At 67.1% G+C, this 13066-nt stretch carries 9 protein-coding genes; 4 read left to right on the top strand and 5 right to left on the bottom strand.

What is annotated here, in order from left to right; genetic code table 11:
• Positions 1 to 23: 23 nt before the first annotated feature.
• The 3 genes from KA383_03285 to KA383_03275 all read right to left on the bottom strand — a co-directional run bounded on the left by KA383_03285 (position 24) and on the right by KA383_03275 (position 5742).
• Positions 24 to 1367: a hypothetical protein gene (locus tag KA383_03285; GenBank protein MBP7745130.1), complete on the bottom strand. Its 1344-nt coding sequence runs from the start codon at positions 1365 to 1367 to the stop codon at positions 24 to 26.
• 138 nt (positions 1368 to 1505) lie between these two features.
• A complete protein-coding gene (locus KA383_03280; GenBank protein MBP7745129.1) occupies positions 1506 to 2828 on the bottom strand; it encodes a hypothetical protein in 1323 nt (440 codons plus the stop codon).
• Complete coding sequence (locus KA383_03275; protein MBP7745128.1) at positions 2818 to 5742, bottom strand: protein kinase; 2925 nt, start codon at positions 5740 to 5742, stop codon at positions 2818 to 2820. Before KA383_03275 ends, KA383_03280 begins: the two co-directional genes overlap by 11 nt.
• A 770-nt stretch (positions 5743 to 6512) precedes the next feature.
• On the opposite strand from KA383_03275, the gene KA383_03270 reads away from it, so the two are divergent.
• From KA383_03270 to KA383_03260, 3 genes are all read left to right on the top strand, one after another.
• Entirely contained in the window at positions 6513 to 6977 is a 465-nt protein-coding gene (locus KA383_03270) for an acetolactate synthase (protein MBP7745127.1), read from the top strand.
• A gap of 9 nt (positions 6978 to 6986) precedes the next feature.
• Positions 6987 to 7838 (top strand): alpha/beta fold hydrolase, encoded by an 852-nt coding sequence (locus tag KA383_03265; protein ID MBP7745126.1) that lies wholly within the window; start codon positions 6987 to 6989, stop codon positions 7836 to 7838.
• Between the two features lie 236 nt (positions 7839 to 8074).
• The gene (locus KA383_03260) at positions 8075 to 8929 is read left to right on the top strand and encodes a DUF1571 domain-containing protein (protein ID MBP7745125.1); all 855 of its coding nucleotides are present in this window, start codon (positions 8075 to 8077) and stop codon (positions 8927 to 8929) included.
• A 154-nt stretch (positions 8930 to 9083) separates the two neighbouring features.
• Here the strand turns inward: KA383_03260 and lexA are convergent, their stop codons facing one another.
• Both lexA and KA383_03250 read right to left on the bottom strand, forming a co-directional pair.
• A complete protein-coding gene (lexA, locus tag KA383_03255) occupies positions 9084 to 9707 on the bottom strand; it encodes a transcriptional repressor LexA (GenBank protein MBP7745124.1) in 624 nt (207 codons plus the stop codon).
• Between the two features lie 629 nt (positions 9708 to 10336).
• Entirely contained in the window at positions 10337 to 11527 is a 1191-nt protein-coding gene (locus tag KA383_03250) for a glycosyltransferase (GenBank protein MBP7745123.1), read from the bottom strand.
• A gap of 81 nt (positions 11528 to 11608) precedes the next feature.
• Here KA383_03250 and KA383_03245 point away from each other — a divergent pair, with 81 nt between their 5' ends.
• Positions 11609 to 13018 (top strand): hypothetical protein, encoded by a 1410-nt coding sequence (locus tag KA383_03245; GenBank protein MBP7745122.1) that lies wholly within the window; start codon positions 11609 to 11611, stop codon positions 13016 to 13018.
• Positions 13019 to 13066 lie beyond the last annotated feature (48 nt).

Here is a 13066-nt window from a genome sequence, read left to right as displayed (position 1 = left end):
ATTTCTACTCTCTTGTAGCCGCGCTATGGGCAGTTCAGCGGCAGCGACGACGTACTCAACAGCGTCACGAATGGGTTGATGTCGCCGAACGACGGATAGACGCCATTACCGTCGATGTCGCCGTTGGCCGCTGGGCAATCGGCGTAGGTTGCCAGCCATTGCGCGTTGTTCGACAGGTACAGGACGAACGCGTTGATGTCGCCGAAGTTCACGACGCCGTCGCAGTTGCAGTCGCCCGTGCAGACCGCCGGGCCGCCCTCGCAGACGTCCGGAATGCTGTTGCTGTCGTCGTCGCGGCAATCCCGGCCGGCGCCCGCCCACGTGCCGCCGGCCGCCAGACAGTCGGCCTCAACCTGGCCTTCAATGCAGAACGTGCCGAAGCAGCACGCCCCGGTCGGCTGCGGACACGGGTTCGACGGGCCGCAGCTCACACCATGCCCGAGGAACGTCCCGCCCAGCGCGACGCATTGGAACTCGAAATTCTGCACACACTCGCCGGTGTCCGGCAGGCAGCACGCGCCGGCGACGCACACGCTGTCGTTGCAGTTCGTGCCCGGCCCGGCCCACACGCCGCCGATGGACTGACACTGCGCCTGTTGCGTGAGCTGCAGGCAGCCACCCTGGCGACAGCACGCCCCGCGCGCGATACACGAAACCTGGGCACAGGTCTGCCCCTGTGTCCAGACATCACCATAGGCCTGGCAGTCCTCCTGCTCCACGCCGCTCTCGCAGATCCCAGTGGCGTGGCAGCACGCGCCGGTCGCGCCCGGGCAGTCGATGACGGCGCGGATGGCGAGATCACCCTGCAGGAACAGGCAGAAGTTCAACCAGCCGCCGGGGATGGCATAGAGGACGTTTTTACCCGACTGGCAGCCATCCGTGTCGCGCACGACGCTCGGGCCGCCGTTGCCGACATTGGTGGGGTTGGCGAACTGCAGCGCCACGTAGAACTGCTGGCCGGCGCTGACCGGGACGTTCAGCGGAATCGTGTTGGCTTCGTCGAGGTAGCGGAATTCGTTCCAGAACCCGGGTGTCATGACCGGAGCTTCGAGGAAGGCCAGCTCGGTCCCCGGCGTCGGGAAGGTGTTGCCATTCCAGATGTAGATGGCCTCTTCGAGGCTCTGGCCGTGGCCTGCCGTGCCCTCCAACCACAGGATCTGGACCGCAACCAGCGTGCCGTTGCACGGGGACGTCAGCCGTGCGCCGGCGACTTCACCCGCGACAAAATCACCCACGATCACCGCGGTGCCGCTGTCGACGATCGAGTCATTCTTGACCACCTGCTCGACGCCCAACGCCGGGGCGGCCAGCGCGATCAACGCCAGCGTCGCGTACACCAGGGGCACGTTTCTGTTCCAGGTCCACATAGACGGTCTCCGAATAACACAGAGTTGTTCGTGCATTTCATTCTTGCACCCCCCACGTCTCCATTCAACTGCAATCCGGCTCTGCAGCGCGGAATGTCACTTATCGGGCTCGCGGCCGCCGCGGGATACGCCGCGTGCTCAGTGTCCGTCGCCACCGGTGGAGAGCAACATCACGAACGGGTTGATGTCGGCGAAGTCGACCGTCCCGCTGAAATTGATGTCGCCATTCATGATGAAGCAGCCCGGGAAATTGGCATGATACGCGGCCGGGTTGCTTAGCGCGAGCACGAACGGGTTGATATCGCGGAAATTCACCGCGTTGTCGCAGTTGAGATCGCCCCGCAAGGCGCGAATCCCGTGCAGTTGCCCGCACGCCAGCGAGTTATCGCACGGCACCAGCTCCAGCGCGTCGATGTTGTCCAGTGGCGCGCCCAGCCCGAACGCACTGGCCGGCGCGAAGACGGCCGGCGCCAGGCCCGGCGCAACGGTGAACACGTCCGCCCCGGCGCCTTCGATACTGGCCCCCATGATCGTCTGCAGCGAGGGCGACTCCGGCGTCAGCGAGAACAGCACGCTGTCGGGCCCATCGTAGATCCCATTCATGTTCATGTCGAGAACCAGCAGGGCATCGATGTCGTCCAGCGGCGTGAGCCCGAGCTGGTAGAACTCCGCATACACGCTCGACACGCCCATGTTGAGCGGGTCGGGATTGATGTAGATGGTCGCCCCGCTCGGCGGCCCGCCGTGCGGGAGCGTGGTCAGCGACGGCGAGCCCTCGCTGAGCGAGAAGAACACGTTCAGAATGGCCTGCGTGGGCCCCGTGCGCTGGAGGTACGCCGTGGCGTCCACGTTGTCCTGCAGGCCGCGGGCCGCGTTGCCGTAGGCATCAACCGCCGGCACGGCGCCGAAGTCCGTGCCGCCCTCGTCATAGTTGTTCCGGACCAGCACGCTGTTCAGGCCGCGGGCCGCGGCGCGCGCGGTCCCGCCGCGCACGAAGAGCATTGAAGATGCGTATTGGTCGCCCGCCGCCTGCCCGCGCGCGGCCTGGTCGGCCACGTTGAACGGCACGCCCAGCAGTACAAAGTCCGGATCGGGCGCCGCGATGCCGACCGTGGCCCGATCCACGGAGAACAACAACTGGAACGGCCCCGCCGGCGTGCTCTGGGCTTTGTTCCCCGAGAGCGCGTCGAGATCGTCGAAGGGCGACAGCAACTGCAGGCCGGGCCCGGGAATGACGACGTCCGGGACCGTGTCGGCCATCGACAGGATATCCGCGGCGAAAAAGAGCCCGTTCTCCACGGATGGCGAGCCGAGGTCGAAGGAAAACGCCGGCGCGGGCAGCGGCTCGATGGGCGGCGCGGCGCGACCGGCCGGCACGCCGAGCAACGTGAGCAGGAACCCACTGACAAAAGCGACCCGCGGTGCCCGGCGCGCTGCGTCAATTGTGACCCTAGTCATCATTGGCCCTCTCCTCGCCTTGCGGCGCCGGCGCAACCGGCCGATCAAGCTTGTCGTTCTGGGAGCGGCCCGGCGCTTCTTCCCATGATACCTGAAGCCAGGCCGGCCAAGCGAGGCTTTTCTCCATCTGCACAACGATCAGCTTGGCGTGGTACGTATAGCGCTCCTCGCCGTCCGAAGCCCGATAAGCGTGCCGGAACCACTCTTCGGCTCCCGACCGGTCGCCCTGCGCCAGCCGCAGCGCCGCGGCGTGAAAATACGCCTCGCCCCAGAGCTTCCAGGGCGATGACGACGACGCAGCCAGCATCTCCAGCGCATCCAGCGCTCCGCCGGCCTCACAATACGCGTAAAGTGCTTGCACCCACTCCGCGGTCTGCGGCGGCGTCAGCCCGGCACCGAAGTCGACGCCGTCGCGCCGCTCGGTGAGGAGCGCCGCAGCTTCGTCCGGTGCGCCGAGCAGGCGCAGGCAGGTCGCCGACCAGACCACCGCCTGCGCGTCCCGCGGGGCCTCGTGCGCCAGCGCCCGGGCGTGCGCCCGCGCCGCACTCACGTCGCCACGTTCCGCCGCGAGCAGGGCCGGGTACACGTGCGCGTAGAAGCGGCTCTGCGGGTCGCACGCGGCGTGTGCCGCCAGGTCCGCCGCCGCCGCATCCAGGTCACCGGTCCAGTAATACAGACGCCAACGATAGTGGTAGCTCTCACAACGCTTCACGTCGGCGTCGGCCACGGCTAGCGCCCGCGTGCGCGCCGCGATGGCCTCGGCGAACCGGCCCATGCTTTCCAGACATTCTGCCTCGGCGGCGATCGGGCGATCGTCCCGCGGATCCACCGCTTGCCCTTCCTGCGACAGCGCTAGCGCCTGGGCGTAGTGCTCCTGTACCGGCGCATCGTCACGTGTTCCGGCGCCCTGGTAAATCTCCGCCGCCAGCCGGTGCGCGATCGACAGCAGGTAGTACGGGTAAGCCTCGTAGTAGCGCTCGGCGATCAGTTGGCGCAGGCTCGCCTCGACCTGCGGGAATACCTCCAGCCGTCGGGTGGCATAGAGCTGCTGGTTCCGCGCCCGCGCCAGGTGCAACACCGCCTGCGGGTAAAACGCGTGCTCGCGCGCCCGGGCCGCGTTCGCCGCGGCGTACGCTTCGGCCGCGGCCTGCGGCTCGCGCGCGTGGATCGCCAGCCCGCGGAAAAACCACGCATCCGCCGCGGTGGGCAGGCCGCGGCGCTGCACCTCGGCGAGCGTGGCCCGCGCGGCATCCTCCTGGCGATTGCGCGCCTGCGCCCACGCCAAGAGGTACCAGGCACCGATGTTTGTGTCATCGCGCTGTAGCGCGGCCTGGAACCGCGCCGCCGCCGTCGCCGGATCGTTGGCGCCCATTGCCATGAGTCCCTGGACCAGCGCGAGCCGCTCCGGGTCGGCGCCGAGGTCAGCGGCCCGCGCCACCTCGCGTGCCACCAGCTCAGGTTTGCGATAGTCGAAGTAGGCTAATTGCTCGTACGCCCGGTCCAGCAGGCGCTCGGCCTCGGCCTGCCGCGCGGCACCCCAGCTCCAGGCCCAGCCGGCGGCGAGCGCGACCACCGCCCCCGTCGCCGCCAGGGCCAACGTCAGCGGCTGGTGCCGCCGCACCCACTTTGCGGACTTCTCGAACCGGCTGGTGCGCCGCGACAGGATCGGCCGGCCCTCGGCGAAGCGGCGCAGGTCGTCCGCCAGCAGGGCCGCGGTTGAATGGCGACGTGCCGGATCCTTCTCCATCGCCCGCAGACAGATCGTTTCCAGATCGAGCGGGATGTGTGGGTTCAACTGGCGCGGCGCCACCGGCTCGCGCGTGGCGATGCCTGACATGATCAGGTCGCGCGAATCACCCTCGAACGGCTTGCGGCGCGTCAACACTTCGTAGAGCGTCACGCCGAGTGAGTAGATGTCGGTCCGATGATCAATCCCCGCGGGGTGGCCACGTACCTGTTCTGGAGACAAGTACGCGGGCGTTCCCATCACTTCGCCGCTCACGGTCAGGTGCGGTGCGTCCGTCAGCCGCGCCAGGCCGAAGTCGGTCAGGTGCAGGCGCTGCACAGGCGCGGCCCCCGGCGCACCAGGCCCCTCCGCTTCCCCGGTCCCCAGCAGCAGGTTGTGCGGCTTCACGTCGCGGTGAATCACGCCATGTCGGTGCGCGCAGGCCAGGGCCTCGGCCACCTCCGCGAAGAGCGCGGCCAGGTGGCGATAGTCGGCGCGCGTCCAAGCCGGCAGGGCCGTACGGTCCACGGTCTCGGGTGCCTGCGGCAGCAGCGCGGTGCGCCCCGTGGCAACATCGTACGGCGCGGTGATTGTCGCCGCGCCGCGCTGTTCACCCAGGCCGGCCGCGGAGGATGCCTCCGCAGCGCGCGGTCGCGTGGATCGCCCCGCGGTGGTGCTCAGCAGGTCCGGGCGCGCGCGGATGACCACGTCGAGGCTGATGCCGTCCACGAGTTCCATCGCGTAGAAGTAATGGCCCTGGTACTCGCCTTGTGCGTAAATCGACACGATGTTCGTGTGATGCAGCCGGGCCGCGGCCTGCGCTTCGGAGCGGAACCGCTCGACGGCGATCTGCCCATGTCGGGCGTACGAAGGCAGCACCTTGAGGGCCACCTCGCGCCCCAGCGAAATCTGCCGCGCGCGGTAAACGACACCCATCCCTCCGCGCCCGAGTTCATGCAGAATCTCGAAATCGCCCAGCCGGCTGTGCGCGGGCAGCGCGTCGGCGGCGTGCAGCGGACCAGCGCCGACGCTACTAGACAAGGTCGCGCCCAGCGAAGCCGGCCGGCCCTCCCCACCAAAGGCCTCCCGCAGGTCGGCTATCAGCAACTCCTCAACTGCGTCCGGCTCGTTCGGATGCAGATCCGCAGCCCCCACACCACCGTCTTCGGGATGACCGCCGCTGCTGACCACGCGCTGACTCGCACAGGCACTACGTAACAAGCACTTCACAGGACGGGGCGCACACGCGCACGGAGACACGCCGTCATCGGAGAATAGACCTTGGCGCATGGAGTTTGACAGTGCGCGCCGCAGCCCGGTTGCTGCGCGGCCGGCATCCGCGTCCGCATCAGCTCATAACTCCATAAATCCCAACCAGTTCTATCTCCGAACGTTTCCATCGTATCCCCCCGGGGTGAACCGTTCAAGCGCGACGTGGATGACCCGCGATCAGCACCGCGCGCGCCGGCGGCGACGCAGTGCCGTTCGCAGCGCGCCGACCAGCGCGATCCCCGTACGCGTCCGTCGGCCCGACGAACTCCGCGCGGCGGATGTAATGCGCACGACCCGACGCGCGACGAAATGGATCGCCGCGGCGACGCTGATCGGACAGAGCGGCACGTCGGGCAACGCGGCCGTCGGCACCTACTGCTCTCGGGCCGCCCGCGACCGGTCACGCACGGGGCCGGTCCTTTGCCCGAGGGCCAGCGTGCCATGAAGCTGGAAAGCGGTGGAGAAGCGCGGCCGCCGGCGTTGTTGCCACGGCGGCAAAGGAGCGCACAGCGGCGCATCTGCTGCACACCAGCACCGAGACGCCCGTGGAGAAAAACGCGAGCCCGGCCGGCCGCGCCGAGTTCCGCGCGAAAACCCGCATTGAGGGCTGTACAGGCCTTGCTCATAAAGCTAACCTAGAACCGGAATTGGAGTGCGTGTCCTGGCCCCCGATAGCGTCTCGGGCGATCATGAGCGTTGAGCCATTCAAGACTGCGGAAGGCAGCGACCACCCCTACTGTCGCCAGCTGTCCGTGTTTCTGGAGAACCGCGTCGGCCAGCTCCTGCGCATCGCGCGGCTGCTCGAGGATGAGCCGGTCCACATCCTGGGACTGTCGGTGGACGCCGCCGCGGACTGCGCCATCGTGCGCCTGCTCGTCGATGACCCTGACCTGGCGCATCAGATCCTCACCGACGCCCACTTTGCCCTGAGCGAAAGCGAAGTCCTGGTCATTCCGCTTCCCGACGGCAAGCGCGGCATCCTGACGGTTTGCAGCGCGCTGATCGCCGGCGAGGTCAACATCAACTACGTTTACACCGTCTGGGCCACGCGCGAGCAGTTACCGTGCCTGGCCATCCGCGTGGACGACATTCAGGGCGCCATCCGGGTCCTGGTGGGCAAGAAGTTCCGCGTCCTCGACCAAAGCGAACTGTAGCCCCGACGAATGCGCTCTCCGCGCCAACCCCCCAAGCCGCACACCTGGAAAGTCAGCGACGGATACGAATTGCGCGGCCGCCTCTGGCCCCCCAGCCAACCCGCATCGGATACCGCCATCGTCTATCTCCACGGCATTCAATCGCACGGCGGCTGGTTCGAGTGGTCGGCCAGCCTGCTCGCTGGCGCCGGCCCCCCCGTGCTCCTGCCGGACCGGCGCGGCAGCGGGCTCAACACCGCCGCGCGCGGCGACACACCTGCAGCGCAGCGCTGGCTTGATGACCTCAACGAGTTGGCCGACTGGGCGGCCGCCGAGTTCGGCGTCCGGCGCTGCGCCGTCGTCGGCGTGAGTTGGGGCGGCAAGCTGGCGCTGGCGTGGGCGCTACAGCGCCCCCAGCGCGTCAGTCGCGTGCTGCTCATCGCGCCGGGCCTGTTTCCGGCAGTCGATGTGACCCTGTTTACCCGCTTGCGCATCGGGCTGGCACTGCTCACCGCGCCGCAGCGCCCCTTCGGCATTCCCCTGAATGACCCGGCCCTGTTCACAGACTCGCCGGAGGGCCGCGCCTTCATTGCCGGTGACCCGCTGAAGCTCACGCACGCGACCGCCCGGTTCTTCTACGAGTCTGCACGCCTGGACCGACAGCTCGCGCGCACGCCGGCAGGCACGCTCCAGCCACCCGTGCGGCTCCTCCTCGCCGGCCGGGATCGCATCATTCGCAACGAGCCCACGGTGGCCTGGCTGCGGCGGATCGCGGCCCAGCCGCCGGAGATTCACATCGATTCCGACGCGGCCCACACGCTCGAGTTCGAAGTGGAGCGCACGACGCTGGAAGAGCAATTAACGCACTGGCTGGCGATGTGAACTCCTTGCGCTATCATGGGATATGTGCCGTTTCGGGCGGCGGATGGTCAATCGGCACTTGCGTCGCAGATATGCACCGCTATAATTCGGGCGACCGGCGTGCGGCGCACAAGGGACTATCAGTCAGTGGGTTATGGAAAAGTTTGAACTACGCGGTCTGACTGAGTCGATTTTACGTATAGCGGCCGCGGGCGAGTTCACGCGGTCGCGTAAACCTACTAGGCTGGAAAAGTAACATGGCTAATCGCCGCGGAGTGCTGTATATCACCGGCGCCCTGCTCATCATCGGTCCACCAGCCTTCTGGCTGGTTTCGACCATTCCAGTCACCCCCAGCACGTCGAGCCTTACGCCGGTGACATTGGCCGCCGATGCAGCTGCGCCGAGCGGCAGTGCCCTGGTGAGTCTGGCGCAGCGCGATCCCATGGCGCTGGTGCGCCTGGGGATCGAGCGCTATGACAAAACCATCCGCCAGTACCGGTGCGTACTCACGAAGCAGGAGCGGCTCGGCGACGAACTGACTGAAGTGCAGGAGATCGAGCTGCGCTACCGCGAGTCGCCGCGCTCCGTGTACATGATCTGGAAGGCCAATGCCGATCAGGCCCGCCGCGCTCTTTATCTGCCGGAGGACAGCGCATACACGAGCCAAAACGGCGAGGAGTTGGCCCGCGTCGAGCCCGCCGGCGCGATCGCCCGCCTGTTCGTCAAGGACATCTTCATGCCGATCCACGGCCCGGATGCGCGCAAGGCCAGCCGCCGCGCCATCGACGAGGCCGGCTTCCGGGCCACATTCCGGCTGCTCGAAGCGTATAACGCGGTGGCGGCCGAGCGTGGCGTACTCGACCTCCGCTACGGCGGTATCGGTGAGATTGGCGGGCGCCCGACTTACATCTTGCTGCGCGATCTGCCCTACACCGGGCCGACGGGGCCGTACCCCGATGCCCGCATGGTCCTGCACCTGGACCAAGAGTGGTTGCTGCCGGTGGCGGTGTACTCGTACGCGGACCACGCGCAGAAGACCCTGCTGGGCAGCTACGTGTTCACACAGATCGAGATCAATCCCAGCTTCGCCCCGGACGCGTTCGCGTTCTGAACGCCGTCCCCAAGTGTCACGTCGCGGCTGACTCGCCCCCCGACTATCGCGCCAATTGGTCGCTGGGGGAATCCGCGCCCGAGGGCAGACGACCACCCCGCGCACGGCTCGAGGCGCTCATGCGAACAGCGCGCACGACCTCCGCGGCCGGCGCTCAACAGCGCCGGACCACGCCCACGACGACACCCTGGATCCGCACGTCCTTTGTGCGAATAGGCGCGTAGGCCGGGTTTGCCGGCTGTAGACGGACGCCGTCTGATTCGCGATACAGCCGCTTCAGCGTCGCCTCGCCGCCTTCGAGCAGCGCGACGACCGTCTCGCCGTCGCGGGCGGTGTCGCGTTTCTCGACGACGACGAAGTCACCGTCGCAGATCTGGTCATCAACCATGCTGTCGCCGCGAACGCGGAGGACGAACGTTTCATGGGGAGAGACGAACAGCTCCTCCAGGTCGAGCACCTCACGATCCTCGATGGCTTCGATTGGCCGGCCGGCCGCGATGGTGCCGACCAGGGGCAGGCGGGTGGGGCGCTCGTCCGGGAAGTCGATCGCCTCGTTAAGTTGCAAAGAGCGTGCCTTGTGTCGGGCTCGCTTGAGATACCCCTTCTTCTGCAAGGCGGCGATATGCTCGAATACGGTCACCTTGCTGACGCCGAACTCGTCCGCCAACTCCTGCATGGTGGGTGCGTACCCGCGGGCGTTGCTGTAGTCCCGAATGAACGTGAGTACGCGGAGCTGCTTGGGCGTCAGCGCCGCGAGGCGTTTCCGGTTGCGAGTCATCGTATTCCTCCGCGAGATAGGCACTCAGAGACCCGAAAATCACGGGAGGCAGAGGACGGTTCGCAACAGCCCACACGCGGGCATCCCGCGCCGCGGCGACCGCACTGGCAGGCGTGGCCGCCAACAAGCGGCGCGTCGGCTCCGCCAGGGGCGCATTCAGGTCGTCAGCCGACTCCCGATCCAGCGGGGCGACTTCCAGCGCGAACAGCCCGTCACCGGCGTCACGCACTTCGTCGCGGTAGTCCCCACCAGGACCGAGCACGCACAACAGGCGACCCTGCGGATTGTGCCTCGTGGCCACAACGCACTCCTTTGCGTTCCTGCTCCACTGCACCCGTACTCATGTTTGCTACTTATTCGTATGAATAGTAACCTAACATTTTCCGGATGTCAAGTCGAACACAGCCTCCAGACACTTTGCGCATCAGGCGCAACATGGTGGTGCCAGCCACCATAGGTACAACTATAGCTTGCGTATCCGCCCCGGTCCATACCTCGGTCGATCGCCGTGGATTTTTTGCATTCCCCATACCGAATCCGAACGCCCAATAAAACGCGCAAAGCTTTTGCAGTCAATACTTTATGGATTGACCCGGCCCGATCAGACCACACGGCACAATGCGCCAAGCTTACGCCCCACCCTGGTAGGCGGTTCCCCGCCACCGTGTCCGCACGCCCGCCAGCCGCGTCATTGCGTTGCATGTCATCGCCAGGCACATCCCAGCGCCCAGCGGGTAAGTCAGCGCCCAGGGCCGCGACACGGCACACAGCCCGTAAAACCGCCACAGCACCGATTGCTGCGCAACCACCGCGAGCCCCGCCGCGACGGCGATTCCGGGCCCCACCGCCCCAAGGACGGGCGAGATCAGCAGGCTGAGCCAGGGAAACACACTGAATACCGACAGAAACAACGCACTAACAATCAGCCGCGGCCAGGTCCCGAAGCACCCGTAGAAGATCCGGCTCCAGCCGTTCCAGATCTGCCGCAGGCCGACATACATCCGCACGCTGTACATCCGCGACCCGCGCACCACGCGCAGCCGGATACCATGCTGCTTCGCCTGCCGTGCGAAGTGCATGTCCTCATTCAGAACCGTCCGAACCTGCTCGTGTCCGCCCAATCGTGCATAGACCTCCCGCGACATCAGCATGAACGCGCCGTTCGCGTACGCCCGCGGCGAACGCGGATCATTGACCTTCGTGGGCGGGAACCAGAAGACCATAATCGCACCGGCGGGCGGCTGCACGATCCGCTCCCAGAACGTGTGCGCTTCCAGCTCCGGCAGCACCGACAGGAACTCCACCTCTTCCGCCTGAGAGAACCGCACCGCCGCCGCCAGCAGGCGCGGCTCATGGAACCGGCAGTCGGCGTCCGTGAAGCACAGCCAGTCACCCGTGGCACGGCTGACGCCGACGTGCATCGCGTGGCTCTTGCCGCCCCAGCCGGTCGGCAAGTCGCGGATGTGCACGGCTTTCAGCCGCGCATCGCGCGCGGCAAGGCGGTCGATGATCTCGCCGGTGCGGTCGCTGCTGCGGTCGTTGACGGCAATGACTTCCAGGTCGGGATAGTCGAGCGCGAGCAGTCCGGTGAGGCACCGCTCGATGTTGGCCTCTTCATCCTTGCCGGCCACGAGCACGGAGAGCCGGGGGAGCGGCCCGCTGCTGCGCTCGGCATCCGCGGGGCTCAGCACGGGATCCGCGCCGGCGGCGTTGATCTGCAGGTGCCGGCGGGCCCAGACGAGGGCGATCAGACATAGCACCCAGAACCACACCGACGCCCACGATAATTCGAGGGTGAAACTGAGAAAGGCCAGCGGCAAAGCAGGGTCTCCTGGTTGACAGGTTGAGCAGCGTACCGAATCTGCGACAATGCCGCCAATCGCAGCGCGGAGGTTTTGCCGATGAAGCCGCCGATCGCCCACGCGGCCGCCCTGGTCTTGTGCGTCCTGGTTGTCTGGAGCGCCGGGTCGGCCGGCGCGCAGACCACGCAGCCGGTGCCCACGAGTGTGCCGACCGTCAAGCTCGCCGATCCGGCCTTCGGGTTCGAGCTGGACTTACCCGCGGGCTGGGACTATGACCGGACGCGTTTTCAGCAATTCAAGGACTCGATTGGCCTGCTGCGCGGGCGCAGCCCGGACGGCAATCGCGGCCTGCAGGTCATGGTCTTCCGCAGCATTCCGATGAAGCCGTTCGAGGAGTGGATCGCCGATTTCGGTCGGGCGTCGGCGGAGCTGACGAACTCGCCGCGCGTGGATTGGGAGCCGTGGAAGCTGCCGCCGCGGGCCGGGGCGATTCTCAGCTACTCGTCGAAGCTCGGCGCGGCCACGACACGCTCGCACTACCTCTGCGTGCCGTTCGACCCGAGCACGGTGTGGGTGCTGATCTACACGGGCACGGTGCGGCGGCCGGATGAGGACGCGCAGATTCGCCAGGAATTCGACCATGTGGCGGCTTCGCTGCACGTGTATTACGACCCGCAGGCGGTGGAGCGCCTGGCGCCGGCTCTCGACCGCGGCAAGGCGCTGATCGAGCGCTTGCGGACGCACGCCAGCCGCGTCCAGCTTGACGAAGAGGAATACGCGTACGACATGGCGATCGGCGGCAAGTCCGTCGGCTACGTCCTGCGCCGCATCACGCGCGAGGAATACGTGTTCAGCAGCCCGACCGCGAAACGCCGGTACGCGAAAGAGGGGGTACGCGTGCGCGAGCGTTCGTGGCGTTTCGCGGACGACGGGACGGCGTGGCACGTGCGGCTGGATTTGTTCAGCAGTTTTGATCTGCGCAGCGAGTTGAGCGAAAACCAGCAGACACAGATCCCGCCGCCGGACGCGCAGCCGCAGGAGCTGTTGGTGCGGACGGACTCGGTGGTGCGCGAGGAGGACGTGCTGTTCTCCAGCTTCACGACGAATCGGGATCGCGCGCTGCCCGACCCGGGCAAGCCGATCAGCGTCGGCCCCGTGTATCTCGATCAGGCGTGGGTGCGGTTGCTGCCTGGGCTGTTGCTAGGCAACTCAGACGAGCAGCACGCCTTCGCGGTGTACAACCCGGAGGTCCGCGCGCTGATCAGTCACACGATTCAGCCGCTCGGGCCCAAGCCGCTGGCGGGGTACGACGGGACGGCGTACGCATTCGAGGTGCGCGACGGATTCGTCGATCGACCGAGCGTGTGCTACTGCGACGAGCGCGGGAGCCTGCTGCGGCTGGAGGCGGGCGAGGTCACACTGACCCGCGCACCGCGCGCGGAGATTGAGAAGAAATACGCGGCTCGCCGCGACGAGGCCCGCCAGCGGTTCGGGATGGGGGAGGACTGAGCTTCAATCTGGGGGTCGCGGCGCGCGATAGCACCGCGGTGCGCGGGA

It is taken from the genome of Phycisphaerae bacterium, from assembly GCA_017999985.1.
Lineage (GTDB): Bacteria > Planctomycetota > Phycisphaerae > UBA1845 > Fen-1342 > JAGNKU01.
This window is presented reverse-complemented; position numbering and strand designations above follow the sequence as displayed.

Excerpts from the sequence above, each read along its gene's own strand:
- KA383_03285 (MBP7745130.1), bottom strand. The coding sequence starts at position 1,367 with ATGTGGACCTGGAACAGAAACGTGCCCCTGGTGTACGCGACGCTGGCG.
- KA383_03280 (MBP7745129.1), bottom strand. The coding sequence starts at position 2,828 with ATGATGACTAGGGTCACAATTGACGCAGCGCGCCGGGCACCGCGGGTC.
- KA383_03270 (MBP7745127.1), top strand. The coding sequence starts at position 6,513 with ATGAGCGTTGAGCCATTCAAGACTGCGGAAGGCAGCGACCACCCCTAC.
- KA383_03265 (MBP7745126.1), top strand. The coding sequence starts at position 6,987 with ATGCGCTCTCCGCGCCAACCCCCCAAGCCGCACACCTGGAAAGTCAGC.
- KA383_03260 (MBP7745125.1), top strand. The coding sequence starts at position 8,075 with ATGGCTAATCGCCGCGGAGTGCTGTATATCACCGGCGCCCTGCTCATC.
- lexA (MBP7745124.1), bottom strand. The coding sequence starts at position 9,707 with ATGACTCGCAACCGGAAACGCCTCGCGGCGCTGACGCCCAAGCAGCTC.
- KA383_03245 (MBP7745122.1), top strand. The coding sequence starts at position 11,609 with ATGAAGCCGCCGATCGCCCACGCGGCCGCCCTGGTCTTGTGCGTCCTG.